This is a genomic window from Gordonia shandongensis DSM 45094 (assembly GCF_000423025.1).
Taxonomy (GTDB): Bacteria; Actinomycetota; Actinomycetes; order Mycobacteriales; family Mycobacteriaceae; genus Gordonia; species Gordonia shandongensis.
This window is the reverse complement of the sequence record NZ_AUHE01000013.1, coordinates 1-24918: the sequence shown is the minus strand read 5'-3', so window position 1 is coordinate 24918 and position 24918 is coordinate 1. Positions and strand designations below refer to the sequence as shown.

Genomic DNA, 24918 nt, shown 5'->3' with positions numbered 1-24918 from the left:
GTATGTGATGGCACACCCCGCAGGACCGCGGCACGCGGAGATCCTGGCCGCCCCGCATCTGGCCGAGCGGCCCAACGGTCCCGACGAACTGTCTCGGCTGCCCGAGAACGTGTACCCGCGCGGTACTGGGCGCGACGCGGACGGGGTCATGACCGTCGGCGGTGTCCGGGTCGACGCGCTCGTCGAGGAGTACGGCTCCCCGCTGTTCGTGTACGACGAGGCCGATTTCCGGTCGCGGTGCGCCGACATGCAGTCGGCGTTCGGCCCGCACGGTCGGGTCCACTACGCGTCCAAGGCGTTCCTGACGACGCAGGTCGCGAAGTGGGTGCAGTCCGAGGGGCTCTCCCTCGACGTCTGCTCGGGCGGAGAACTCGCGGTCGCCATGCACGCCGGGTTCCCCGCCGAGCGGATCGCCCTGCACGGCAACAACAAGTCCGAGGCGGAACTCGCCGCCGCGGTCACCGCCGGCGTCGGGCACGTGATCCTCGACTCGATGATCGAGATCGAGCGCCTCAACCGGATCGCGGGAGAACACGGCGTCGTCGCCGACGTCCTGGTGCGCGTCACCCCCGGCGTGGAGGCACACACGCACGAGTTCATCTCGACGGCGCACGAGGACCAGAAGTTCGGCTTCGCCCTCGGATCACCGTCCGGCGCGTACCGTGACAGCGTCGCGATGGCCGCGGTCCGCGAGGTCTTCGCCAGCGACAACCTGCGGCTGGTCGGCCTGCACAGCCACATCGGCTCGCAGATCTTCGAGATCGACGGTTTCGAGTTGGCCGCGCGCCGCGTGCTCGGTCTGCTCGCCGCCATCGTCGACGAGTTCGGGGTCGCCAAGACCCGCCAGATCGAGGTGCTCGACCTCGGCGGCGGCCTCGGGATCTCGTACCTGGAGAGCGACGACCCGCCGCCGGTGAAGGTGCTGGCCGAGGCGCTGGTCGCGATCGTCCGACGGGAGTGCGAGGCCCTCGACCTGCCGATGCCGGCGATCGCCGTCGAACCCGGTCGCGCCATCGCCGGTCCCGCGGGTGTGACCCTGTACCGTGTGGGCACCGTCAAGGACGTGGCGCTCGACGGGAACACGGTTCGCCGGTACGTCTCGGTCGACGGAGGCATGAGCGACAACATCCGCACGGTGCTCTACGACGCCGAATACGACGTCCGCGTCGCGTCGGGCACGTCGAGCGCCCAGGCGGTGGTGTGCCGGGTGGTGGGCAAGCACTGCGAGAGCGGCGATATCGTTATCCGCGACTGCTGGTTGCCGCAGGATCTGGCGCCGGGTGATCTGTTGGTGGTCGGCGCGACGGGTGCGTACTGCTACTCGATGTCGAGCCGCTACAACATGGTGCCGCGACCAGCGGTGGTGACGGTGAATGGCGGCCGGTCCCGGCTCATGGTGAGGCGGGAGACGGTCGAGGACTTCTTGAGCTTGGAGGTGGACTCGGAATGATGCGATCCCGTCCGATCGGCGTCGCCGTGTTGGGGATGGGGAATGTCGGCACCGAGGTCGTCCGCATTCTCCTCGAGAACTCCGCCGACCTGCAGTCGCGGGTCGGTGCGCCCCTGGAACTGCGCGGCGTGGCCGTCCGCGATGCGAGCAGACCGCGGCCGATCGATCCCGGCCTGTTGACCGAGGACGCCGCGGAGCTCGTCGCCCGCGACGACGTCGACCTCGTCGTCGAGTTGATGGGCGGCATCTATCCGGCCCGTGATCTCATCGGAACGGCGTTGAAGTCCGGGAAGTCGGTCGTGACCGCCAACAAGGCGCTGATCGCCGTCTACACCGGTGAACTGTCGACGGCCGCGGCCGAGAACGGCGTCGACCTGTACTACGAGGCCGCGGTCGCCGGTGCGATCCCGGTGGTGCGACCGCTCACGCAGTCGCTCGCCGGCGACACGGTGCAGCGCGTCGCGGGCATCGTCAACGGCACCACGAACTACATCCTGTCGGCCATGGACGAGACCGGCGCCGACTACGACGACGTGCTGGCCGAAGCCGGGCGACTCGGATACGCCGAGGCCGACCCGACCGCCGACGTCGAGGGATACGATGCGGCGTCGAAGGCGGCGATCCTGGCGTCCATCGCATTCCATTCGCGCGTCACCGCGTCGGACGTGTACCGCGAGGGCATCAGCCGGATCACCTCCGACGATCTCGAGGACGCCAAGAAGTTCGACTGCACCGTCAAGCTCCTGTCGATCTGCGAACGCATCCGCACCGACGACGGGGAGCGGATCTCGGCGCGGGTGTACCCGGCGCTGATCCCGCTCGAGCACCCGCTCGCGACCGTGAACGGCGCCTTCAACGCCGTGGTCGTCGAGGCGGAGAACGCCGGCCGGCTGATGTTCTACGGGCAGGGCGCCGGTGGTGCGCCGACCGCGTCGGCGGTGCTCGGCGATCTGGTGATGGCCGCCCGCAACCGTGTCTTCCACGGTCGCGGACCGCTCGAGTCGACCTATGCGTCACTTCCCGTGGCGCCCATCGACGACGTCCCGACCCGCTACTACGTGTCGATGAAGGTCGCCGATCGCGCCGGTGTGCTGCAGCAGGTCGCCGGTGAGTTCTCCAAGCGGAACGTGAGCATCGCCGCGGTCCGGCAGGAGGGTGCGGGCGCGGGCGCCCGACTGATCGTCGTCACCCATCGCGCCTCCGACCGCGCACAGTCGGAAACCGTTGCCGCACTGGAAGAAATGGACTCCGTGATCAAGGTGTCCAGCGTGCTCCGTCTGGAGGGAACTGATGACTGACACCGGCTACCGCCCCGTCCACCGTGCGTGGCCGGGACTCATCGAGGCCTACCGCGACCGCATGCCGGTCGAGGACGACTGGAAGGTCGTCACGCTGCTCGAGGGCGGGACGCCGCTCGTCGCGGCCCCGGTCCTCTCGGAGCTCACCGGCTGCGAGGTGTACCTCAAGGTCGAGGGCCTCAACCCGACGGGCTCGTTCAAGGATCGCGGTATGACGATGGCCGTCACCACGGCCGTCAACCACGGCAAGAAGGCCGTCCTGTGCGCGTCGACGGGCAACACGTCGGCTTCGGCGGCCGCCTACGCGACCCGGGCCGGCATCACCTGTGCGGTGCTGATCCCCGAAGGCAAGATCGCGATGGGCAAGCTGGCGCAGGCCGTGATGCACGGCGCCACGGTGATCCAGGTCCGGGGGAACTTCGACGACTGCCTCGAACTGGCGCGCAAGGTGACCGCGGACTACCCGGAGATCGAGCTGGTCAACTCGGTGAACCCGGCGCGCATCGAAGGACAGAAGACGGCCTCGTTCGAGATCGTCGACGTCCTCGGGCGTGCTCCGGACGTGCACGCGCTGCCCGTCGGCAACGCGGGCAACATCACGGCCTACTGGAAGGGGTATCGCGAATACCACGCCGACGGCGTGATCGACTCGCTGCCGCGGATGCTCGGCGTTCAGGCCGCCGGCGCGGCACCGTTGGTGAACGGCGCCCCGGTCAAGGAACCCGAGACGGTTGCGACGGCGATCCGGATCGGCTCGCCGGCCAGCTGGAACCAGGCGGTCGCGGCCAAGGACGACTCGAACGGCATGTTCCGTGCGGCCACCGACGAGAAGATCCTCGAGGCCTACAAGCTCGTCGCCGGACGCGAGGGCGTCTTCGTGGAACCGGCATCGGCGGCCAGCGTGGCGGGACTGCTCGCAGCCCGCGAGGAGGGTTGGGTCCAGGCTGGTGAGACGGTCGTCTGCACCGTGACCGGCAACGGTCTCAAGGATCCGGACACGGCGCTGCTCGGCATGCCGGAGGTCGACGCGATCGGTGTGGATCCGGTCGCGGTGGCGACGGCACTGGGCGTCGGCTGACGACTGTGGAAGCGGCGATGACGAGAAGTACGGCGACCGGTGTCCTGCCCGCGGGACTGTCGGCGCGCGTCCGGGTGCCCGCATCGAGCGCCAACCTGGGCCCGGGGTTCGACTGCCTCGGTCTGGCCCTGGCCCTCTACGACGAGGTCGCGGTGACGGTCGCCGACGCGGGGGTCTCCGTGGACGTGTCCGGACAGGCTGCCGACCAGGTTCCGCGCGACGGGAGGCATCTCGTGGCGCGCGCGGTGGCGCGCGGACTGGAGTTCGCGGGAGCGTCGGCGGCCGGTCTGCACCTCGACTGCCGCAACGTGATCCCGCATTCGCGGGGTCTCGGCTCCTCGGCGGCCGCCGTCGTCGGCGGGCTGGCCGCGGCATCGGCCCTGCTCGTCGCCGACGGCCGACCCGGCCTGACGGACGCTGAATTGGTGCAGCTCTCAAGTGAATTCGAAGGACACCCGGACAATGCCGCGGCCTCGGTGCTGGGGTCGGCCGTGGTGACATGGTCACGCGGCCGCGGCGAGTTCTTCGCTCGCCGGCTCGACCTGCACTCGTCGATCGTGGTGACGGTGTTCGTACCCCAGGTGGAGTCGTCCACCGAGGCCACGCGCGGTCTGCTGCCCGACGCGGTGCCGCACGCCGACGCGGTCTTCAACGTCAGCAGGGCGGCGTTGGGGGTGGTGGCCCTGACCACCGACCCGGACTGCCTGATGGATGCGAGCGACGACCGGCTGCACCAGCCGTACCGCGCGGACGCTCTCGCGGACACGACGCGGTTGGTGTCGGCGTTGCGTGAGCGGGGGCATGCCGCTAGCGTGTCGGGTGCCGGGCCGTCGGCGTTGGTTCTCGGGACTCAGCCGCTCGGAAGCGACGATGCCGCATTGGCCTCGGGGTTGGGTTTCGAGATGATTCCCGTCGCCGTGGCCGACGGCGTGGAAGTCCTCGTCTGAGTGGGCGTCCCAGTCTGATCCCTGTTCGTGCCGGTGGTACCATGATCGTGTTCCGCCGGTATTCACACAGGGTGTGTTGCGAATTCTCCACCCGGAACGAATTCTCCACCCGGACCTCGGCATGAACTATAAATTTTTGTTCCTTCGCTCGTCATCGAGCGGAGCCCCCGGCATCTGACGCCGGGAATGAAAGGAATTCCGTGACCGAAACGGATGTACAGGCACCTAAGCGGGCCCGCACGGGTCTCTCCGCCATGCTGCTGCCAGAACTCCGCGCCCTCGCCGGCGAGCTGGGCATCAAGGGCACGTCGGGGATGCGCAAGGGCGATCTGATCGACGTCATCAGGTCCCACCAGCAGGGCGGCGGCGCCAAACAGCAGGGCGGCGCCAAGCAGCAGGGCGGCGGCGCCAAGGAGCAGGGCGGCGGCGCCAAGGAGCAGGGGGAGGCGCACAAGCAGCCGACTGTGTCGAAGAACGACGGCGGCCCGAAGAACGACGGCGGCCCGAAGAACGACGCTGTCCAGACGGCCGACCAGGGGCGCACCGCCGGTCAGGGCCCCACGGGAGACGGTCGGGTCCAGCAGAACGACCAGGCCCCGAAGAACGACCAGGGTCAGAAGAACGACCAGGGTCCGAAGAACGATCAGGGTCCGAAGATCGACCAGGGTCAGAAGAACGATCAGGGCCAGTCCGATGGCGACGGGTCGGGGCGGAACCGCAACCGGAACCGCAATCGGAACCGCGGCGACAATGCCGGTGACGGTGACGCGAGTGACCAGAAGCAGGGCGGCCAGAAGCAGGGCGACCACAAACAGGGCGGCCAGAACCAGGGCGGCCAGAAGCAGGGTGGCGGCCAGGGCGGCCAGAATCAGGGCGGCCAGAACCGGGACAATCAGAACCGGGACGATGACGGCGAGGGCGGTGGTCGTCGGCGCGGACGGCGGTTCCGCGAGCGCCGCCGCGGCCGCGACCGTGACGGGGGCGGCGGCGAGCCGCAGGTCAACGAGGGCGACGTCGTCGCACCGGTGGCGGGGATCCTTGACGTCCTCGACAACTACGCATTCGTCCGGACTTCGGGATACCTCGCCGGACCCAACGACGTCTACGTCTCGATGAACATGGTCCGGCGCAACGGACTGCGTCGCGGCGACGCGATCACCGGCGCGGTGAAGGTGCCGCGCGAGGCCGAGAACAACAACAATCAGCAGCAGCGGCAGAAGTTCAATCCGCTGGTGCGTCTGGACACCGTCAACGGCGGGGACGTGGAGTCCGCGCGCAAGCGGCCCGAGTTCAACAAGCTGACCCCGCTGTACCCGAACGAGCGTCTCCGCCTGGAGACGACGCCCGAACGGCTGTCGACCCGCGTGATCGACCTGATCATGCCGATCGGCAAGGGGCAGCGCGCACTGATCGTCTCGCCGCCGAAGGCCGGTAAGACGACCATCATGCAGCACATCGCGAACGCGATCACGACCAACAACCCCGAGTGCCATCTCATGGTGGTGCTGGTCGACGAACGCCCCGAAGAGGTCACGGACATGCAGCGGTCCGTGAAGGGCGAGGTCATCGCCTCGACCTTCGACCGTCCGCCGTCGGATCACACGGCGGTCGCGGAATTGGGGATCGAACGCGCCAAGCGGCTCGTGGAGAACGGCAAGGACGTCGTGGTCCTGCTCGACTCGATCACCCGCCTCGGTCGCGCCTACAACAACTCGTCGCCCGCCTCGGGCCGGATCCTGTCCGGTGGTGTGGACTCCACCGCGCTGTACCCGCCCAAGCGGTTCCTCGGCGCGGCGCGCAACATCGAGGACGGCGGTTCGCTGACGATCATCGCGACGGCCATGGTCGAGACCGGGTCGACCGGCGACACCGTGATCTTCGAGGAGTTCAAGGGCACCGGCAACGCCGAGCTGAAGCTCGACCGGAAGATCGCGGAGCGTCGGGTGTTCCCGGCCGTCGACGTGAATCCGTCGAGCACGCGCAAGGACGAGCTGCTACTGGCCCCGGAGGAGTTCGCGATCGTCCACAAGCTGCGTCGACTGATGTCCGGTCTCGACTCCCAGCAGGCGATCGATCTCCTCATCACTCAGCTCAAGAAGACACGCAACAACGTCGAGTTCCTGATGCAGGTCTCCAAGTCGGCACCCGGCGGTCTCGACGAGGGCTGACGGTCCGAGCTGTGCCGTCGCGGCGTCAGTAGACGTCGCGACGGTACTGTCCGGCGGCGCGCAGCCGCTCCATCTCGGCACGCGCCGACTCGTCGTCGAGTCCGGCCTGGTCCTTGATGATGGTGGTCAACGCCTCGTCGACGTCGCGGGCCATCCGATCGGCGTTGCCGCAGACGTACAGGACGGCACCGTCGCGGAGCCAGCTGTAGATCTCCTCGGCGTGCGATCCCAACAGGTCCGAGACGTACACCTTCTCCTCCTGCTCGCGGGAGAACGCGACATCGAGTCGATCGATCGCGCCGTCGGCGTGCAGAACCGTCATCTCATCGCTGTAGAGGAAGTCCAGATCGCGGCGCCGGGCGCCGTGGAAGAGCCAGTTCCGGCCGTTGCCGTCGTCCTGAGCGCGTTCGTGAACGAACGCGCGGAACGGCGCGATCCCCGTTCCGGGACCCACCATGATGATGTCGGTGTCGGGTTCGGGGAGGTGGAACGACTTGTTGGGCGTCAGATAGATGCCGACGGTGTCACCGGCCTCCACCCGGTCGGCCAGATACGTCGATGCGGCGCCGCCGCGGTCGCGGCCGTCGCCCCAGTCGTCCCGCGCACGATGCCGCACGGTGGCCGGCGTGAGGTGCAGTGTGCCGCGGTGGACACTCGGAGACGACGAGATCGAATACGTCCGCGCGGTGAGCGGCCGGAGCTCGGAGAGGAACGCCTCGGGCGTCGGATGCCAGGTCGCGTCGAGGTTCAGCAGGTCGAGGACATCGCGTCCGCGCGACCACTGCTCGAGATCCGCCTTGTCGCCGGCCAGCAGCTCGGCGACCTCCCGGACGCCGCGCGCCGTCGCCAGATGGTCGAGAAGGTACGGCGAGACCGACGTGATCTCGAAACCGTGGATGAGGGCGTTGGTGAGCGTCCGTTCGCCCTTGCGGTCGGCGATGACGGTGTCGCCCGGAACGCCGAGCCGGTCGACGATGGCCGCGACGAGCGCCGGCTCGTTGGCCGGGGTGACGTTGACCGCGTCGCCCGGCTCGTACTCCAGACCCGAGCCGTCGATGTCGAGCACCAGGTGCCGGACCTCGCGCTCGCTGTCGGGGGCGGTGAGCAGCGTGTTCTCCAGGACGGTGGCGGGGAAGGGGTTCCGACGTGACCAGCGAGGCCGTTTCGCAGCACGGGCGGTGGTGCGTTCACGGGTCGGATTCGCTGCGGTCATGATCGTCTGCTGCTCCCGGGTGTCGATTCCTGTGATCTCGATGCGGTGACTGTGCCATCGAGGATAAGCCCGACCACGCCGAATGCAGGCATGCCTAACATCGATCGAGACTCACTTCACTTCACCGGCCGGTGCCGCACCGCGAGGATCGCTCCGGAGGCGTGGGGGCGATTGGGCACAGGACCCGAAACTGTGGAATAATCGGCCGGTCAGTCCGGTTCCGGTTCACACCCCGAGTCAGAGTTCTCGGCGGTGACCCGGCGACCAACGAGAAGGGACAGAAATGAAGCAGGGAATCCATCCCGATTACGAGGTGACCACCGTCAACTGCGGTTGCGGCAACGAGTTCACCACCCGCAGCACCGCCAAGGGCGGCCACATCACCGTGGAAGTCTGCTCGCAGTGCCACCCGTTCTACACCGGCAAGCAGAAGATCCTCGACACCGGCGGCCGCGTGGCACGCTTCGAGAAGCGTTACGGCAAGCGCGTCAAGTAGCTCGCAGACGACGCCCGGCTGGAGATCGCCCGACGATCTCGAGTCGGGCGTCTGTCGTTGCACCGCCCGATCGATCGCGCCCCGAGAGCAGCCGAGCAGCCCGTTACCAGAGAGGCACCCCAAGGTGACTACGCCCGAACCGTCCGCCATCGACGACATCCTCGCCGAGCACGCGGGCCTGCAGCAGCAGCTGTCCGATCCCGCGCTGCACGACGATCCGGCGAATGCGCGTCGAGTCGGGAAGCGGTTCGCCGAGCTGGCGCCGATCATGACCACGTACACCAGGCTCACGGCCGCGCGGGACGATCTGGAGGCGGCCCGTGAACTGGCCGAGGCCGATCCGGAGTTCGCCGATGAGATCGCGACGCTGGAGGCGTCCGTCGCCGACCTCGATGCGACGCTCACCGACCTGCTGGCGCCGCGCGACCCGAACGACGGCGACGACGTGGTGCTCGAGGTGAAGTCGGGGGCCGGTGGTGAGGAGTCGGCGCTGTTCGCCGCCGACCTGGTGCGCATGTACCTCAAATACTGCGAACGCCACGGCTGGAAGGCCACGGTGCTCGGCGTCACCGATTCGGACCTCGGCGGGTACAAGGAGGCGACCCTGTCGATCAAGGCGCGCGAGTCGGTGCGTGACGGCGTGTGGTCGCGGTTGAAGTTCGAGGGCGGCGTGCATCGCGTCCAGCGGGTGCCGGTCACCGAATCGCAGGGACGCATTCACACATCGGCCGCGGGCGTGCTGATCTATCCCGAACCCGACGAGGTGGAGGAGATCCACATCGACGAGTCCGACCTGCGCGTCGACGTGTTCCGCAGCTCCGGCAAGGGCGGTCAGGGCGTCAACACCACCGATTCGGCGGTCCGGATCACGCATCTGCCCACGGGTGTCGTCGTGACGTGCCAGAACGAGCGGTCCCAGTTGCAGAACAAGGCGCGCGCCATGCAGGTCCTCGCGGCACGGCTCAAGGCCGCCGCCGACGAGGAGGCGGAGGCGCAGGCAGCGGCCGGACGGCACGCGCAGATCCGCACGGTCGACCGTTCGGAGCGCATCCGCACCTACAACTTCCCCGAGAACCGGATCACCGACCACCGGATCGGTTACAAGGCCAACAACCTCGACACCGTGCTGTCCGGAGACATGGACGCACTGCTCGACGCGCTCGTGGAGGCCGACAAGCAGGCGCGGCTCCAGCAGTGAGCGTGACGCGGTGAACCGGACGGAGCCGTCGACGGCCGACGCCCTGCGTCGTCGGGCCTCAGCGCGTCTCGCCGCGGCGGGGGTGGAGTCGGCGGCCGTCGACGCCGCCGAACTCGTCGCCTTCGTCCTGGGGACCGATCCGGGACGCCTCATCCTGATCGACGAGGTGTCGTCGGCCGATCGGGAGCAGGTCGAGACGATGGTCGGTCGCCGCGCCGACCGGATTCCGCTGCAGCATCTGACGGGGCGGGCACACTTCGCCGGCCTCGACCTCGCGGTGGGGCCCGGGGTCTTCGTGCCGCGCCCCGAGACCGAACTCCTCGCGCAATGGGCCGTCGATCGGCTCGGCGCGACCGGAAACGACGCCGATCCGGTGCGGGTCACGGACCTGTGTTCGGGCAGCGGAGCCCTGGCGATCGCCATCGCGACTCGGGTGAGCCGCGCGACGGTGACCGCCGTCGAGAAGTCCGCAGCGGCCCGAGGCTATCTGCTCGACAACGTCGCGACCACCGGAGTCGACAATCGCGTGGAGGTCGTCGACGCCGACGTCACCGACGTCGACGCGGTACTGCCGCACCTGCGGGGACGATCGGTGGTCGTCTGCAACCCGCCGTACGTGCCGACCGCCTCGCACATCTCCCCGGAGGTCGCTCACGACCCGGCCGAGGCGGTCTTCTCCGGATCGGACGGAATGACACTGATCGCGGCGTTGGTGCCGACCCTGGCCGCAGCGCTGGACGACGGCGCCCTCGTCGCGATCGAACACGACGACACGACCGGGCCGGCCGTGCGCGAGGCGTTCGCGGCGACGGGTGCGTTCAGCGACGTCACCGGACACGAGGACCTCGCGGGGCGTCCGCGATATGTGACCGCCACCCGGCGTGGAAGGATGGAGCCGTGAGTGCGGTGTTCGAGTGCAGTGATCCCGACGAACGAACGGCGGGCATCGATGCCGCCGTCGGCGCGGCGCGCGCCGGACGGCTGGTCGTGATGCCGACCGACACCCTGTACGGGATCGGGTGCGATGCGTTCGACAGCGAGGCGGTCGCCTCGCTGCTGGCGGCGAAGGGACGCGGCCGGGACATGCCGGTGCCCGTCCTCGTCGGTTCGTGGCACACGGTCGACGGGCTCGTGCGGTCGGTCTCCCCGGAGGCCAGGGAGCTCGTCCAGGCCTTCTGGCCCGGCGGTCTGAGTCTCGTGGTCGAGCAGGCCCCGTCGCTCGCGTGGGATCTCGGCGACACGTCCGGCAGCGTCATGATCCGCATGCCGCTGCACCCGGTGGCGATCGAGCTCCTGCGCGAGGTCGGCCCGATGGCGGTGTCAAGTGCGAACAGATCGGGTCACCCGCCGGCGGCGACGGCGCAGGCCGCGCTCGACCAGCTGGGCGACGCGGTCTCGGTGTACCTGGACGGCGGGCCGGCCGACCACGCGGTGGCCTCGACGATCGTCGACCTGACCGGGGCGACCCCGCGGATCCTGCGGGAGGGCGCCATCTCGGCCGACGATCTCGCCGAGGTCCTCGACATCGAGGCGGACGAGCTGCGGGGTGCCGTGTGAGCGGGTGGCCGTCGGCGCCCGACACCGAGGTCTCGGGGCTCATCGAGCGGGAGGCGGCCCGCCGCCGCTCCGGGCTGCAGATGGTGGCGGCCGAGTCGATCGCCAGCCCGGCGGTCCGCGATGCGATGGGGTCGATCCTGGCCGACAAGTACGCGGAGGGATACCCGGGCCACCGGTACCACGGCGGGGCCGAGGTGGTCGACGAGGTGGAGGAGCTCGCGATCAGCCGGGCCCACGCGCTGTTCGGCGCGGAGTACGTCAATGTGCAGCCCCTGTCGTGGGCGCTGGCGAACTTCGCGGTGTACGCGGCCTTCGCCCAGCCGGGCGATCAGGTGCTGTCCCTGAGTCTCAAGCACGGCGGACACCAATCGCACGGGTCGCGGGCCAACCTGTCGGGACGCTGGTTCTCGGTGGTGAACTACGGTGTCCGGCGCACCGATGAGCGGGTCGACTACGACCAGGTGCGCGAGCTGGCCCTGCTGCACCGGCCGCGGATCCTGATCGCCGGCGGCACCTCGTATTCGCGGGGCTGGGATTATGCGGCGATGCGGACCATCGCCGACGAGGCCGGATGCGTTCTGTGGGTCGACGCGGCGCACCTCGCCGGTCTCGCCGTCGGGGGAGTGCTCGAATCGCCGGTGCCCTACGCGGACGTCGTGACCGTTGCGACCAACAAGGTGATGCGCGGACCTCGGGGCGGACTGCTCCTGGCTCGAGCGCGGCACGCGGACGTGCTGTCCCGGGCGGTGTACCCGTTCATTCAGGGCGCGCCGGCGATGCACGCGATCGCGGCGAAGGCCGTGGCGTTCGCCGAGTGCGGGTCGCCGGCGTACCCGGCCTACGCTCGCCGGGTCGCGGACGTCGCGGCGGGGATCGCCGACGGGCTCGCCGAGCGCGGTCTGCGGATCGTGTCCGGCGGCACCGACACGCATCTGGCGGTCGCGGAGGTCGCGGACCTGGGAATCACCGGGCGCGAGGCGGCGCGCAGGCTCGCGGCGTGCGGGCTGGTCGTCGACAAGGCGGTGACACCGTACGACGGCGCGCCGGTGCACGACGGGTCGGCGATCCGCTTCGGCAGCGCGGTCCTCGCGGCCGACGGCATCACCGCCGATCACGCACCCGACATCGCCGACCTCATGCTCGAGGCGATGCGGACCGACCCGGCCGACGACGCCGCGCGGTCGCGGATCTCGGCGGCCGTCGCCGAGCTGCACGGCTCCGTGGTGGGACTCGACGAGACGGGAGCGAAGTAACCTGTTCACCGTGACCGGTCCCGTCCTCGTCCTGGCGTCCGCCTCGACCCCGGTGTCGACCTACGCGCTGGAGTCGTCCAGCGGTGCGGGCGTCCCACTGCGTGAGCTGGCGATCGTCGGCCTGGCCGCGGCCGCCGTCACGTACTTCCTGACCTCGCTCGTCCGGATTCTCGCGGTCCGGGTCGGCGCGGTCGCGGTTCCGCGTCAGCGTGACGTGCACGTCATTCCGACACCGCGGTTGGGCGGCGTCGGAATGTACTTCGGCGTGCTGTGCGCAATCGGTCTGGCCGCGCAGCTCCCGGCGCTCAACCGCGGGTTCTCGTACACCAACGACACGTTGGCCGTGGTGACCGCCGGCGGGGTGATCGTGCTCGTCGGCATCGTCGACGACCGCTGGGGTCTGGACGCGTTGACGAAGTTCGTCGGACAGCTCACGGCTGCGGGCGTCCTGGTGATCATGGGCGTCAGCTGGTATCTGCTCTACGTGCCGTTCGCGGACATCGGGACCGTGGTCCTCGACCCGCTGCAGGCCGGACTGCTGACGGTCGCGATCACCGTCACGACGATCAACGCGATCAACTTCGTCGACGGACTCGACGGTCTGGCGGCCGGCCTCGGGCTGATCGCCGCGGTCGCGATCTGTCTGTTCTCGCTGGGGCTGCTGCACGATCAGGGCGGCGACGTCAGCTACTACCCGCCGGCGCTCATCACCACGGCGCTCGCCGGCGCGTGCCTGGGCTTCCTGCCGCACAACTTCTCGCCGGCGCGGATCTTCATGGGCGACTCCGGCGCCATGCTGATCGGGCTCATGCTGGCCGCGGCGGCCACGAGCGCGTCGGGTCGTGTGGCGCGGAGCGCGTACGGTCCCGCCGACATGTTCACGCTGCTCTCGCCGTTGATCCTGGTGGCGGCGATCATGTTCATCCCGATGCTCGACATGGTGATGGCGGTGATCCGGCGGACGCGCGCGGGCGTCGGCTTCTACACACCCGACAAGATGCATCTGCATCACCGGCTGCTGCAGCTCGGCCACACTCAGCGCCGAGTGGCCCTGCTCATCTACCTGTGGGTGGGGGTGTTGGCGTTCTCGGTCGCGGCGGGCACCCTGTTCAGTTGGGAGGTCGTCCTCCCGATCTTCGTGGCGGGACTGCTCGTGGCGCTGTTCGCGACATTCGCACCCCGGGTGGGGCGGATGCTCCGCCGCCGCGCACTCTGATCTCGCGTGCCGCTCCCCGCCGGGCACGGATCGGCAGCCGCGGCTCGGGCCTGTAGCCTGATGATCCGTGTCGACCAATGACGAGAACCAGCGCCCCGACGACCCCGAGGCAGACACCTCGACCCCGAGTCCAGAGTCTGCGGCCGGAGGGGAGGGCGCTCCGCTGGCTCCGACATCGACGGCCCCGCTGCGGACCGGCCTCCGCTACGGGCTCATCGGATTGGGCGCTCTGTTGGTCCTCGGACTCCTCGTGTGGTGGCCGTACAAGGGGACGCCGGGGCTCTGGGGAGTCCTGGTGGGTGCGGGCATCGGGGGCGGCTTCATCCTCATCACGGTGGCGACGATCCTGGCCACGTCCAAGGCGTCGCCGAGCGTCGTCATGGGCGCGTTGATGGGGTCGTACGTGGTCAAGGTGGTGATCGTCCTCGCCGTGGTCGCCGTGATCCGCGACATGGACTTCTACGACAAGGGTGCGTTGGTCAGCATGCTGGTGGGCACGATCGTCGCGGTCCTCGGCAGCGAGATCTGGGGCGTGTTGAGCACGCGGACCCTCTACGTGGATCCGGACGTCACCGAGACATCACCGAAGTGATGATCGTCACATATCGAGCCGTGACCTGCTACTACACGGAATAGTAGGTCTCCGGGGCGGCCGTCCGAACCGTCCGAAACGCCCCCGGATTCGGTGGTCGGCCTGCACACTTGCTAGTCTGCTGCACGCGGGTTGATTGACTGGCACGCGCCGCTGCGACGTGCCGGACACCTCGCACACTGACCGATGGACCCCGTACGTCACGGACATACGGGCCCGAGAACGGGAGAGACCGCTGAGCGCCACCCTGATCGCCGCCGAGTTCCACACGCCGACGTTGAAGGACTTCTTCCCGGAGTTGCTCTTCGGTGGGACCACCGACGACCCCGCCTGGTGGGCGATGGACCGGCTCATGCTGATCCGCGTGGTGGTCGCGGTGCTCGTCGCCGCGGCGTTCTACTTCGCGATGCGCCGTCCGAAGATCGTGCCGGGCGGTGCGCAGAACGTCGCCGAGAACGCCCTCGACTGGGTGCGGATCAACATCGCCGAAGAGATCCTCGGCAAGGAGAACGGCCGCAAGTTCCTCACGATCATCGCGACGATCTTCTTCGTGACGATCTTCCTGAACCTCACCTCGATCATCCCGTTCCTCAACATCTCCTCGAACGCCCGCATCGGCATGCCGATGGTCATGGCGGGTGTGGCGTACGTGACCTACTGCTGGGTCGGCATCGCGAAGTACGGGTTCTTCGGTTTCATCAAGTCGTCGATCGTCCTGCCGGGCGTCCCGCTGCCGATCCACTTCCTGCTGGTGCCGATCGAGTTCGTCTCGACCTTCATCCTTCGGCCGTTCACGCTGACCGTCCGACTCATGGCCAACATGCTGTCGGGCCACATCATGCTCGCGCTGTTCTTCGCAGCCACCCAGTACTTCATCATCGACCAGAGCGGCCTGTGGACCTTCGCCGGCATCGGCGGCATCCTCGCTGCCGTCGGCTTCACGTTCTTCGAGCTGCTGGTGATCGGTCTGCAGGCGTACATCTTCGCCCTGCTGACCGCCGTGTACATCGATCAGTCGATCCACGCGGACTCGCACTGACCCGACCGACCGTCCCGAGCGCCGGTGCAGACCGCCGGAACTCGCACACACTGACTCGCTCACTCGACCGGGTGGGGAGCCACCAAGAAAGGGAATCGCAAGATGAGCTTCATCGCCCAGACCCTCGCTGCCGATAACACCATCGACGGCTCCGGCTTCGGTGCCATCGGTTACGGCCTCGCAGCCATCGGCCCCGGCATCGGCGTCGGCATCGTCGCCGGCAAGGCCATCGAGGGCATCGCCCGTCAGCCCGAGCTGGCCGGCCAGATCCGCACCACCATGTTCCTCGGTATCGCACTCTCCGAGGCCCTGGCGCTGATCGGCATCGTCGCCGGCTTCATCCTCTGATTCGGGCTGACACATGATCAACGACACCATTCTCCTCGCAGAGGAAAGCAGTGAGGCGCCTAATCCGCTGCTCCCGATGTGGTTCGACATCACCTGGTCGCTGGTCGCGTTCGCCGTCGTCCTGATCGTCTTCTGGAAGTTCGTGATTCCCAAGTACCAGCAGGTGCTCGCGGAGCGTCGCGACACGATCGAAGGCGGCATCGAGCGGGCCGAGGCCGCGCAGGCCGAGGCCGCCGCAGCGCTGGCGAGTTACCGCGAGCAGCTCGCGGGGGCCCGCGAAGAGGCCGCCGCGATCCGCGACGAGGCACGGTCGCAGGGCGCACAGATCGTCACCGACATGAAGGCCCAGGCCACTGCGGAAAGCGATCGGATCATCGCCAACGGAAACTCCCAGCTCGACGCGCAGCGTCAGCAGGTCGTCTCCGAGCTGCGCGGTGATCTCGGCAAGATCTCGGTCGACCTGGCCGAGAAGCTGGTCGGGGCGTCGCTCTCGGACGACGTCAAGCAGGCGGGAACCATCGACCGGTTCCTGACCGAGCTCGACGGCGCCGAGCAGTCAGCCAAGTAAGGTTCGGGTGAAGCGGGTCGGCGAGCGGACGGGAACGCATCCCGTCCCTCGCTCCGCCGCATCCGAGGCAGAACAGTCGATAACGGGGCAACCGCACAGGAGCGCCGTGCTCCTCGAGACAGGAAATTAGGTTAGATGTACGCAGCGTCAAGCCGTGAAGCCCTCGACGGGGCCCGCGTCGAGCTGGAAACCACCCTTCGCGGGGCCGCATCGGGCACCGACGCGGTGGGCGTGGGCGAGGAACTCCTGGCCGTGGCCGACACGGTGAGCGACAACCGCTCGCTGCGCATCGCGTTGGCCGACTCTGCGGCCGCCCCCGACGATCGTGCTGCGGTCGCCGAGAAGGTTCTGTCCGGCAAGGTCTCCGACGCCACCCGCGCGCTCGTCGCGTCCACGGTGGCACGGACCTGGTCGTCCGATGCCGACCTCGCCGCAGGTCTGCGCCAGCTCGGGCAGGAGGCACTCCTGCTCGCAGCGAAGGACGCCGGCACGGCCGACACGGTGGAGGATGAACTCTTCCGCCTGTCGCGCGTGATCAAGGGCGACAACGCCCTCGAGCAGGCGCTGTCCGATCGCAGCCGCAGCGCCGCGGACCGGACCGCCCTCCTGCGCACGCTGATCGACGGCAAGGTGGAGAAGACCACGGAACGGCTCGCATCCGATGCGATCGCCGGAAGCGACGAACTGCCGGGTGACGCCATCGACGCGCTCTCCCAGCTGGCCGCCGCGACCAACGGTCGCAAGGTCGCATACGTGACCAGCGCCGGTGAGCTGTCCAGTGCACAGCGCACCGATCTGGTCGCGAAGCTGACCGAGATCTACTCGTCGCCCGTCACACTGCACGTCGAGATCGACCCCACGCTTCTCGGCGGTGTGGTCGTTCGCGTCGGCGACGAGCGCATCGACGGCAGCATCGCCGGCAAGATCGCGACACTGCGTCGCGGCCTGCGGTAGCCGACACCCGACAACACACGATTCCCAGACCAAGAACAGAAAGCCAGGAAGAGCAGGAACATGGCGGAGTTGACCATCTCCTCCGATGAAATTCGGAGCGCGATCGCAAGTTACACCGAAGACGTGGGCAGCCAGGCCTCTCGTGAAGAGGTCGGCACCGTCTCCGACACGGGTGACGGCATCGCCCACGTGTCGGGCCTCCCCGGCGCGATGGCCAACGAGCTGCTGGAATTCCCCGGCGGCATCCGCGGCGTCGCACTCAACCTCGACCTCGACGAGGTCGGCGCCGTCATCCTCGGCGACTCGGAGAACATCGAGGAGGGCCAGGAGGTCAAGCGCACCGGCAACGTGCTGTCGGTGCCGGTCGGCGACAAGTTCCTCGGCCGCGTCATCGACCCGCTGGGCTCTCCGATCGACGGCCTCGGCGCCATCGAGGCGGACGCCGATCGTGTCCTCGAACTGCAGGCGGCCTCGGTGCTCGAGCGTCAGCCCGTCGAGGAGTCCCTCGCGACCGGCATCAAGGCCGTCGACGCGATGACCGCGATCGGCCGCGGCCAGCGCCAGCTGGTGATCGGCGACCGCAAGACCGGCAAGACGGCCCTCTGCATCGACGCGATCCTCAACCAGAAGGCCAACTGGGAGACCGGAGACCCGGAGCAGCAGGTCCGCTGCATCTACGTCGCCGTCGGCCAGAAGGGCTCGACCATCGCCGGCGTCAAGAGCGCGCTCGAGGAGGCCGGCGCGATGGAGTACACCACCATCGTCGCGGCCCCCGCCTCCGACTCGGCCGGCTTCAAGTGGCTCGCCCCCTACACCGGCTCGGCTCTCGGCCAGCACTGGATGTACCAGGGCAAGCACGTCCTGATCGTGTTCGACGACCTGTCCAAGCAGGCCGAGGCGTACCGCGCCATCTCCCTGCTGCTGCGCCGCCCGCCGGGCCGCGAGGCCTACCCCGGCGACGTGTTCTACCTGCACTCGCGTCTGCTGGAGCGTTGCGCGAAGCTGTCCGACGAGCTCGGCGGCGGTTCGATGACGGGTCTGCCGATCATCGAGACCAAGGCCAACGACGTCTCGGCGTTCATTCCGACCAACGTCATCTCGATCACCGACGGTCAGGTGTTCCTCGAGTCGGACCTCTTCAACAAGGGTGTCCGCCCCGCCATCAACGTCGGCATCTCGGTCTCGCGCGTCGGTGGCGCCGCTCAGACCAAGGGCCTCAAGGACGTGTCCGGATCGCTGCGCCTGGAGCTGGCGCAGTTCCGCGAGCTCGAGGCCTTCTCGGCCTTCGCCTCCGACCTGGACGCCGCGTCGAAGGCTCAGCTCGAGCGCGGTGCCCGCTGGGTGGAGCTGCTCAAGCAGGACCAGTACAGCCCGGTGGCCGTCGAGGACCAGATCGTCTCGCTCTACCTGTGCGGTGCGGGATACTTCGACTCGGTCCCGGTCGCCGACATCCGGCGCTTCGAGGCCGAGCTGATCGGCGACCTGCGGCACACCGCCTCCGGCGTGTACGGCAACATCGCCGGCGGCAAGAAGCTCACCGACGAAGACAAGTCCGCTCTGGGCACGGCCACCGACAACTTCAAGGCCGGTTTCATCGCCGCCGACGGCAGCCGTGTCGTCGAGGTCGAGGCCGACCCGATGTCGGCTGAGGACGTCGAGCCCGAGACGATCCGAGTGACGAAGAAGCAGAAGTAGCATGGCAACCATCCGGGAGCTGCGCGGACGGATCAGGTCGATTCAATCGACCAAGAAGATCACGAAGGCGCAGGAGCTGATCGCGACATCGCGGATCACCAAGGCGCAGGCGCGAGTGGCTGCCGCTCGCCCCTACGCCCAGGAGATCACGCGGGTCGTCACGACGCTCGCGAACGCGTCGACGTCGCTGGACAGTCCACTGCTCACTGAACGCGAGAGCCCGCGCCGCGCCGCGGTGCTGGTCGTGACCAGTGACAGCGGCCAGTGCGGCGGCTACAACTCGAACGTGCTCAAGGAGACCGAGGAACTGCTGTCGCTGCTCCGCAGCGAGGGTAAGGACCCCGTGGTGTACGTCATGGGCCGCAAGGGCATCGGGTACTACACCTTCCGCGATCGGCCGATCGCCGCCAGCTGGTCGGGCTTCTCCCAGCAGCCCGTCTTCGCCGACAGCTCGGCCGCGGTCCACCACCTCGTGGACTCCTTCCTGGCCGGGTCGGGCGAGACGGTGCCGCTGCCGGCGCCGCACCACGGCGAGGTCGAGGGCGTCGACGAACTGCACATCGTCTACACGCGGTTCGTGTCGATGCTGACGCAGAAGCCGGTCGTGCGCCGCATGGCGCCGATCGACGTCGAGTTCGAGGTCGAGCAGCTGGAGATGGGGGAGGACATCCTCCAGGACGCCGAGCACGTCGAGGTCTCCGCGGAGGTCGAGTTCGAACCCGAGGCGAAGGAACTGCTCGACTCGCTGCTGCCGAAGTACGTGGCATCACGCATCTTCGCGGCGCTTCTCGAGGCGGCCGCATCGGAGAACGCGGCGCGGCGGACCGCCATGAAGGCGGCCACCGACAACGCGACCGAGCTCGAACGGACCCTGTCCCGTCAGGCCAACGCGGCCCGTCAGGCGCAGATCACCCAGGAAATCAGCGAGATCGTCGGCGGCGTCGAGGCGCTGGCGAACTGATCGCGACACGACAACACCTGTAAGGAAAGTGAAGTAATCATGACTGCAGCAGTCACCGACACGACGGCGGGTGCCTCCTCGGCGACCGCCGGTCGCGTCGCCCGGGTGATCGGCCCCGTCGTCGACGTCGAGTTCCCGCGCGGCGCCGTCCCCGCCCTGTTCAATGCACTGCACGCCGAGATCACCCTGCCGGCGGTCGCCAAGACGCTCACCCTCGAGGTCGCTCAGCACCTCGGTGACAACGTCGTGCGCACCGTGTCGATGCAGCCGACCGACGGCCTGGTCCGCGGCGCGGACGTCGTCGACACCGGCAAGCCGATCTCGGTGCCGGTCGGCGACGTCGTCAAGGGCCACGTGTTCAATGCTCTCGGCGACTGCCTGGACGCTCCGGGCACCGGCCGTGACGGCGAGCAGTGGGGCATCCACCGCAAGCCGCCGGCCTTCGACCAGCTCGAGGGCAAGACCGAGATCCTCGAGACCGGCATCAAGGTCATCGACCTGCTGACCCCGTACGTCAAGGGCGGCAAGATCGGTCTGTTCGGTGGTGCCGGTGTCGGCAAGACCGTCCTGATCCAGGAGATGATCACCCGTATCGCCCGCGAGTTCTCCGGTACCTCGGTGTTCGCCGGCGTCGGCGAGCGCACCCGTGAGGGCACGGACCTCCACCTCGAGATGGAGGAGATGGGCGTTCTTCAGGACACCGCCCTGGTGTTCGGTCAGATGGACGAGCCGCCGGGCACTCGTATGCGCGTCGCCCTGTCGGCCCTGACGATGGCCGAGTACTTCCGCGACGTCCAGCACCAGGACGTGCTGCTGTTCATCGACAACATCTTCCGGTTCACCCAGGCCGGCTCCGAGGTCTCGACCCTGCTGGGTCGTATGCCGTCGGCCGTCGGTTACCAGCCGACGCTGGCCGACGAGATGGGTGAGCTGCAGGAGCGGATCACGTCGACCAAGGGTCGCTCGATCACCTCGCTGCAGGCGATCTACGTCCCCGCCGACGACTACACCGACCCGGCTCCCGCGACGACCTTCGCGCACCTCGACGCGACGACCGAGCTCTCGCGGCCGATCTCGCAGCTGGGCATCTACCCGGCCGTGGATCCGCTGACCTCCACGTCGCGAATCCTCGAGGCCTCGATCGTCGGCGACGAGCACTTCCGCGTCGCCAACGAGGTCAAGCGCATCCTGCAGAAGTACAAGGAGCTGCAGGACATCATCGCCATCCTCGGTATGGACGAGCTCTCGGAGGAGGACAAGGTCACGGTCGCCCGTGCCCGTCGCCTGCAGAAGTTCCTCGGTCAGAACTTCATCGTCGCCGAGAAGTTCACCGGCCAGAAGGGTTCCGTCGTGCCCCTCGCCGACACCATCGAGGCGTTCGACCGCGTCTGCAAGGGCGAGTTCGACCACCTGCCGGAGCAGGCGTTCAACAGCTGCGGTGGACTCGACGATGTCGAGGCGGCCGCCAAGAAGATCGCCGGAAAGTAGTCGCCCGCCATGGCTGACAAGACTTTCCGACTCCAGGTCGTCTCACCCGACACGGAGCTGTACACCGGTGACGCGTCGTTCCTCGTCGCGCAGACGACGGTGGGGGAGCTGGGCATCCTCGCGAATCACGCGCCGATGCTCGCCGAGCTCGCCCCCGGCGGGTGCGTCGTGCTGACCGAGGCCGGCGGTGATCGAACGGCGTTCGCGGTTCAGGGCGGTTTCCTGTCCGTGAGCGCAGAGTCGATCACAGTTCTCGCCGAGCACGCTCAGTTCGTCTCGGACATCGACGTCGCCGCCGAACGAGAGGTGCTCTCGTCGGCAGCCGAAGGCAGCGACGAGTACCTTCGTGCGAAATCTCGCGTGCGCGCCGTCGAAGCGGTGAGCTGAGACCGCGCTGCGATCGTCATGACGAACCGACAGCCGCCCTGCCGATGCAGGGCGGCTGTCGGTTTTTCGTCGGTCTGTCCCCGCTCGGTGGCGGTGCCCTCCGCACGCGGCCGTCGCACAGTGGTATACCTGCACATGAGGAGGTAGCGGAAAGTGCCGATGTGGGCCGTATTCATCGTCGCGATCGTCGTCGCGGCACTCGTCATCACGGCGGGCGTCGTCTATCGACTCTCGGAGATCCGCCGGGCCGGGACGCCGATGCTGCTTCGGGCCGTGCCCGCAGACACCGACGAGGGGTGGCGGCACGGTTCGGTGCACTACGGCGACGACGCCCTCAACTACTACCGACTGCGGTCGCTGCGTCCGGGACCGTCGGTGACCCTGTCGCGGCGGCGCATCGAGATCGTCGGACGTCGGACACCGGTCGACACCGAACTGGAGATCATGGACGGCGACTTCACCGTGATCGAGGTGGCGGTCGGCCGATCGGAGCGGTCGGCGCACTACGAACTCGGGATGAGCCCCGAAGTGTCGACGGCATTCCTGTCGTGGATCGAGGCCCGCTCGCTGCGGCGCGTGCGTCGACGCCCGGCGGCCTGAGGTCCGCCGCCGGGGCGGCGACACGGGGTCACCGTTTTCGGTCGCCGCCCGGCACCCACTTGACGTCGTCCTGGCCGGCCCGCACGTTCGCGACCCGACCGAGGATGAACAGCAGGTCCGAGAGCCGATTCAGATACTTCGCCGGGAGGACCTCGGTGTCGTCGGGATTGGCGTCGACGGCCGCCCACGCGGAGCGTTCCGCCCGGCGCACCGTCGTGCGCGCCTGGTGCAGCAGCGCGGCGAACGGGGTGCCGCCGGGGAGGATGAAGGAGTTCAGCGGTTCGACCTCCTCGACGAACGCATCGCACCACTGCTCCAGCGCGTCGACATACGCCGGGAGGACGCGCAGCGGCGGATACTCGGGATCCTCGACGACGGGCGTCGACAGGTCGGCGCCCGCGTCGAACAGATCGTTCTGGACGGTCGTCAACACCGCGACGATGTCGTCGGGGATCTCGCCGCCGAGAGTCAGGGCGACGCCGATCGCCGCGTTCGCCTCCTCGCAGTCGGCGTAGGCGCGAACGCGGGCGTCGGTCTTGGGCACTCGGGAGAAGTCCGAGAGCCCGGTGGTGCCGTCGTCACCCGTCCGGGTGTAGATGCGTGTGAGATGGACTGCCATATCCGACTAATCTACTCGCCCCCGTTACAGTGGGTGCGTGAGTGATCGCTACGTGGTGACCGGTGGGGCCCGACTGTCGGGAGAGGTGACCGTCGGAGGAGCCAAGAACAGCGTTTTGAAGCTCATGGCGGCGGCGCTGCTGGCCGAGGGGCGGACCGTGCTGACGAACGCACCGGAGATCGCGGACGTCCCCCTCATGGCCGACGTCCTGCGGGGGCTGGGCGCCCGGGTCGACATCGACGGCGACGTCGTGACCATCGACGTCCCGGCCGAACCGGAGTACCACGCCGATTTCGACGCGGTGAAGCAGTTCCGGGCGTCGGTGTGCGTGTTGGGGCCGCTGATGGCCCGTCGGCACCGGGCGGTGGTGGCGCTTCCCGGTGGAGATGCGATCGGCTCGCGCCCGCTCGACATGCACCAGGCGGGGCTGCGGGCGCTGGGTGCGCGCAGCACCATCGAGCACGGCTGCGTGGTCGCCGAGGCGGACGCGCTCACCGGTGCCGCGGTGGCGCTCGAGTTCCCGTCGGTGGGAGCCACCGAGAACATCCTGATGGCGGCCGTCCTCGCCGACGGCGTCACGACGATCGACAATGTGGCCCGCGAACCGGAGATCGTCGACCTGTGCCGCATGCTCATCGAGATGGGCGCTCGGATCGACGGGGTGGGATCTCCGACACTGACGGTCACCGGCGTGGCCGAATTGGAGCCGACGACGCACCACGTGGTCGGGGACCGCATCGTCGCCGGCACGTGGGGCGTGGCCGCCGCCATGACCCGCGGCGACATCCGCGTGCGGGGCGTGGACCCCGATCATCTCCGTCTGGTCCTCAAGAAACTGGAGGATGCGGGTGCACAGGTGTCTCGTCTCGACGACGGCTTCCGGGTGGTCCAGGACGACCGACCGGTCGCGGTGAACACGGCGACCCTTCCGTATCCCGGGTATCCGACCGACCTGCAGCCGATGGCCATCGGTTTGGCGACCGTCTCGGAGGGGATGTCGATGATCACCGAGAACGTCTTCGAGGCGCGGTTTCGCTTCGTCGAAGAGCTCGTCCGGCTCGGCGCCGATGCACGTACCGACGGCCACCACGCCGTGATCCGCGGGGTGCAGCGCCTGTCCAGTGCTCCGGTCTGGTCGTCGGACATCCGCGCCGGGGTCGGCCTGGTGTTGGCGGGACTGGTCGCGGACGGTATGACCGAGGTGCACGATGTGGAGCACATCGACCGCGGATACCCGCACTTCGAGGAGCACCTGACGGCTCTCGGGGGAACGATCGAGCGAGTGTCGGGACCCTGACCAGCCGATTTGACCTCCGCGTCGGGTGTGCGTAACTTATTGCGAGTCAGAGCGGCACGGCCGCGAAGACATCCCCCTGCAGAGAACAATCACGAGAAATCGTGACGTGTTCTGCTGGGTCTGCATTCAGCGGAATCACGACCGCAGAGAGTGACTCTCTTCACGGAGAGCGCAATTTGCTGGGTGTGAGTTTGTGGTGTTAGGCTGGGAAGGTCGCCTCGGGGACGGGGTGGTGCTTGCTGGTGGTTGGCTCCTGTTGTGGGGGTTGGTGCTGGTGGGTGTGTGTTTTTTGAGAACTCGATAGTGTGTTTTGGATTTCTTGTGCCACATTTTTGTTTTGTGGCGTGGGGATTTTGGACAGATTGTGCTTGCCGGCTGCCGTGTGGTGGTTGGTGAGTGTTTTTGGATGATTTTTACCATGTCAGTTTTTTGGATTGGTCAGGTTCTTTTTCTGGCTTTGTGTTGAAACGTTTGTTTCTGCATTTTTGTTGGAGAG

The 24918-nt window shown here is 68.2% G+C and carries 24 protein-coding genes; 22 read left to right on the top strand and 2 right to left on the bottom strand.

Translation table 11 applies throughout. The features are described from left to right. Positions 1–7: 7 nt before the first annotated feature. The 5 genes from lysA to rho all read left to right on the top strand — a co-directional run bounded on the left by lysA (position 8) and on the right by rho (position 6941). A complete protein-coding gene (gene lysA, locus G528_RS0111855) occupies positions 8–1450 on the top strand; it encodes a diaminopimelate decarboxylase (RefSeq protein ID WP_035719894.1) in 1443 nt (480 codons plus the stop codon). Next, positions 1447–2748, top strand: coding sequence for a homoserine dehydrogenase (locus G528_RS0111850; protein WP_026919158.1), 1302 nt, complete (start codon positions 1447–1449; stop codon positions 2746–2748). Before lysA ends, G528_RS0111850 begins: the two co-directional genes overlap by 4 nt. Continuing rightward, on the top strand, positions 2741–3826 hold the full coding sequence (thrC, locus tag G528_RS0111845) for a threonine synthase (RefSeq protein WP_026919157.1): 1086 nt from the start codon (positions 2741–2743) through the stop codon (positions 3824–3826). The genes G528_RS0111850 and thrC overlap by 8 nt, the downstream gene beginning before the upstream one ends. Before the next feature lie 17 nt (positions 3827–3843). Next, a complete protein-coding gene (thrB, locus tag G528_RS0111840; RefSeq protein WP_026919156.1) occupies positions 3844–4773 on the top strand; it encodes a homoserine kinase in 930 nt (309 codons plus the stop codon). A 254-nt stretch (positions 4774–5027) separates the two neighbouring features. Then, positions 5028–6941, top strand: coding sequence for a transcription termination factor Rho (gene rho / locus G528_RS0111835; protein WP_245569757.1), 1914 nt, complete (start codon positions 5028–5030; stop codon positions 6939–6941). A 25-nt stretch (positions 6942–6966) separates the two neighbouring features. Here the strand turns inward: rho and G528_RS0111830 are convergent, their stop codons facing one another. Further along, positions 6967–8154 carry a diflavin oxidoreductase gene (locus tag G528_RS0111830; RefSeq protein ID WP_026919154.1) on the bottom strand — a complete coding sequence of 396 codons (1188 nt, stop codon included), beginning with the start codon at positions 8152–8154 and terminating at the stop codon, positions 6967–6969. 283 nt (positions 8155–8437) lie between these two features. On the opposite strand from G528_RS0111830, the gene rpmE reads away from it, so the two are divergent. The 16 genes from rpmE (at position 8438) to G528_RS0111750 (ending at position 22506) form a co-directional block, all read left to right on the top strand. Beyond that, entirely contained in the window at positions 8438–8650 is a 213-nt protein-coding gene (gene rpmE, locus G528_RS0111825) for a 50S ribosomal protein L31 (protein ID WP_026919153.1), read from the top strand. 124 nt (positions 8651–8774) lie between these two features. Next, the gene (prfA, locus tag G528_RS0111820) at positions 8775–9848 is read left to right on the top strand and encodes a peptide chain release factor 1 (protein ID WP_026919152.1); all 1074 of its coding nucleotides are present in this window, start codon (positions 8775–8777) and stop codon (positions 9846–9848) included. A gap of 10 nt (positions 9849–9858) precedes the next feature. Continuing rightward, positions 9859–10749: a peptide chain release factor N(5)-glutamine methyltransferase gene (prmC, locus tag G528_RS0111815; RefSeq protein ID WP_035719892.1), complete on the top strand. Its 891-nt coding sequence runs from the start codon at positions 9859–9861 to the stop codon at positions 10747–10749. Then, on the top strand, positions 10746–11405 hold the full coding sequence (locus tag G528_RS0111810; RefSeq protein ID WP_026919150.1) for an L-threonylcarbamoyladenylate synthase: 660 nt from the start codon (positions 10746–10748) through the stop codon (positions 11403–11405). The genes prmC and G528_RS0111810 overlap by 4 nt, the downstream gene beginning before the upstream one ends. Beyond that, a complete protein-coding gene (locus tag G528_RS0111805; protein WP_026919149.1) occupies positions 11402–12658 on the top strand; it encodes a serine hydroxymethyltransferase in 1257 nt (418 codons plus the stop codon). Before G528_RS0111810 ends, G528_RS0111805 begins: the two co-directional genes overlap by 4 nt. A 52-nt stretch (positions 12659–12710) precedes the next feature. Next, positions 12711–13874 (top strand): glycosyltransferase family 4 protein, encoded by a 1164-nt coding sequence (locus G528_RS0111800; protein ID WP_084638186.1) that lies wholly within the window; start codon positions 12711–12713, stop codon positions 13872–13874. Positions 13875–13941: 67 nt separating this feature from the next. Beyond that, a complete protein-coding gene (locus G528_RS0111795) occupies positions 13942–14466 on the top strand; it encodes a Cg1360 family ATP-synthase-associated protein (protein WP_026919147.1) in 525 nt (174 codons plus the stop codon). A gap of 298 nt (positions 14467–14764) precedes the next feature. Beyond that, complete coding sequence (atpB, locus tag G528_RS0111790) at positions 14765–15505, top strand: F0F1 ATP synthase subunit A (RefSeq protein WP_425402235.1); 741 nt, start codon at positions 14765–14767, stop codon at positions 15503–15505. A 102-nt stretch (positions 15506–15607) separates the two neighbouring features. Next, a complete protein-coding gene (locus G528_RS0111785; RefSeq protein WP_026919145.1) occupies positions 15608–15853 on the top strand; it encodes an ATP synthase F0 subunit C in 246 nt (81 codons plus the stop codon). 13 nt (positions 15854–15866) lie between these two features. Then, positions 15867–16421 (top strand): F0F1 ATP synthase subunit B, encoded by a 555-nt coding sequence (locus tag G528_RS0111780; protein ID WP_026919144.1) that lies wholly within the window; start codon positions 15867–15869, stop codon positions 16419–16421. 135 nt (positions 16422–16556) lie between these two features. Further along, complete coding sequence (locus G528_RS0111775; protein WP_026919143.1) at positions 16557–17375, top strand: F0F1 ATP synthase subunit delta; 819 nt, start codon at positions 16557–16559, stop codon at positions 17373–17375. A gap of 60 nt (positions 17376–17435) precedes the next feature. Continuing rightward, on the top strand, positions 17436–19070 hold the full coding sequence (gene atpA / locus G528_RS0111770) for a F0F1 ATP synthase subunit alpha (RefSeq protein ID WP_026919142.1): 1635 nt from the start codon (positions 17436–17438) through the stop codon (positions 19068–19070). A 1-nt stretch (position 19071) separates the two neighbouring features. Further along, positions 19072–20031 (top strand): F0F1 ATP synthase subunit gamma, encoded by a 960-nt coding sequence (locus tag G528_RS0111765; RefSeq protein WP_026919141.1) that lies wholly within the window; start codon positions 19072–19074, stop codon positions 20029–20031. 39 nt (positions 20032–20070) lie between these two features. After that, positions 20071–21519 carry a F0F1 ATP synthase subunit beta gene (gene atpD / locus G528_RS0111760; protein ID WP_026919140.1) on the top strand — a complete coding sequence of 483 codons (1449 nt, stop codon included), beginning with the start codon at positions 20071–20073 and terminating at the stop codon, positions 21517–21519. Positions 21520–21528: 9 nt separating this feature from the next. Next, positions 21529–21906: a F0F1 ATP synthase subunit epsilon gene (locus G528_RS0111755; protein ID WP_026919139.1), complete on the top strand. Its 378-nt coding sequence runs from the start codon at positions 21529–21531 to the stop codon at positions 21904–21906. 159 nt (positions 21907–22065) lie between these two features. After that, on the top strand, positions 22066–22506 hold the full coding sequence (locus G528_RS0111750; protein ID WP_156890434.1) for a DUF2550 domain-containing protein: 441 nt from the start codon (positions 22066–22068) through the stop codon (positions 22504–22506). Between the two features lie 28 nt (positions 22507–22534). Here G528_RS0111750 and G528_RS0111745 read toward each other — a convergent pair whose 3' ends face one another. Next, positions 22535–23125, bottom strand: coding sequence for a cob(I)yrinic acid a,c-diamide adenosyltransferase (locus tag G528_RS0111745; protein WP_026919137.1), 591 nt, complete (start codon positions 23123–23125; stop codon positions 22535–22537). A 37-nt stretch (positions 23126–23162) separates the two neighbouring features. Between G528_RS0111745 and murA the strand changes: the two genes are divergently transcribed. Beyond that, on the top strand, positions 23163–24422 hold the full coding sequence (gene murA, locus G528_RS0111740; protein ID WP_026919136.1) for a UDP-N-acetylglucosamine 1-carboxyvinyltransferase: 1260 nt from the start codon (positions 23163–23165) through the stop codon (positions 24420–24422). The last annotated feature ends 496 nt before the right edge of the window (positions 24423–24918 follow it).

What these genes read in the sequence shown, in the direction of transcription:
- lysA (WP_035719894.1), top strand. Translation starts at nt 8, where the DNA reads ATGGCACACCCCGCAGGACCGCGGCACGCGGAGATCCTGGCCGCCCCG.
- G528_RS0111850 (WP_026919158.1), top strand. Translation starts at nt 1,447, where the DNA reads ATGATGCGATCCCGTCCGATCGGCGTCGCCGTGTTGGGGATGGGGAAT.
- thrC (WP_026919157.1), top strand. Translation starts at nt 2,741, where the DNA reads ATGACTGACACCGGCTACCGCCCCGTCCACCGTGCGTGGCCGGGACTC.
- thrB (WP_026919156.1), top strand. Translation starts at nt 3,844, where the DNA reads ATGACGAGAAGTACGGCGACCGGTGTCCTGCCCGCGGGACTGTCGGCG.
- rho (WP_245569757.1), top strand. Translation starts at nt 5,028, where the DNA reads ATGCTGCTGCCAGAACTCCGCGCCCTCGCCGGCGAGCTGGGCATCAAG.
- G528_RS0111830 (WP_026919154.1), bottom strand. Translation starts at nt 8,154, where the DNA reads ATGACCGCAGCGAATCCGACCCGTGAACGCACCACCGCCCGTGCTGCG.
- rpmE (WP_026919153.1), top strand. Translation starts at nt 8,438, where the DNA reads ATGAAGCAGGGAATCCATCCCGATTACGAGGTGACCACCGTCAACTGC.
- G528_RS0111785 (WP_026919145.1), top strand. Translation starts at nt 15,608, where the DNA reads ATGAGCTTCATCGCCCAGACCCTCGCTGCCGATAACACCATCGACGGC.
- G528_RS0111780 (WP_026919144.1), top strand. Translation starts at nt 15,867, where the DNA reads ATGATCAACGACACCATTCTCCTCGCAGAGGAAAGCAGTGAGGCGCCT.
- G528_RS0111775 (WP_026919143.1), top strand. Translation starts at nt 16,557, where the DNA reads ATGTACGCAGCGTCAAGCCGTGAAGCCCTCGACGGGGCCCGCGTCGAG.
- atpA (WP_026919142.1), top strand. Translation starts at nt 17,436, where the DNA reads ATGGCGGAGTTGACCATCTCCTCCGATGAAATTCGGAGCGCGATCGCA.
- G528_RS0111765 (WP_026919141.1), top strand. Translation starts at nt 19,072, where the DNA reads ATGGCAACCATCCGGGAGCTGCGCGGACGGATCAGGTCGATTCAATCG.
- atpD (WP_026919140.1), top strand. Translation starts at nt 20,071, where the DNA reads ATGACTGCAGCAGTCACCGACACGACGGCGGGTGCCTCCTCGGCGACC.
- G528_RS0111755 (WP_026919139.1), top strand. Translation starts at nt 21,529, where the DNA reads ATGGCTGACAAGACTTTCCGACTCCAGGTCGTCTCACCCGACACGGAG.
- G528_RS0111750 (WP_156890434.1), top strand. Translation starts at nt 22,066, where the DNA reads ATGTGGGCCGTATTCATCGTCGCGATCGTCGTCGCGGCACTCGTCATC.
- G528_RS0111745 (WP_026919137.1), bottom strand. Translation starts at nt 23,125, where the DNA reads ATGGCAGTCCATCTCACACGCATCTACACCCGGACGGGTGACGACGGC.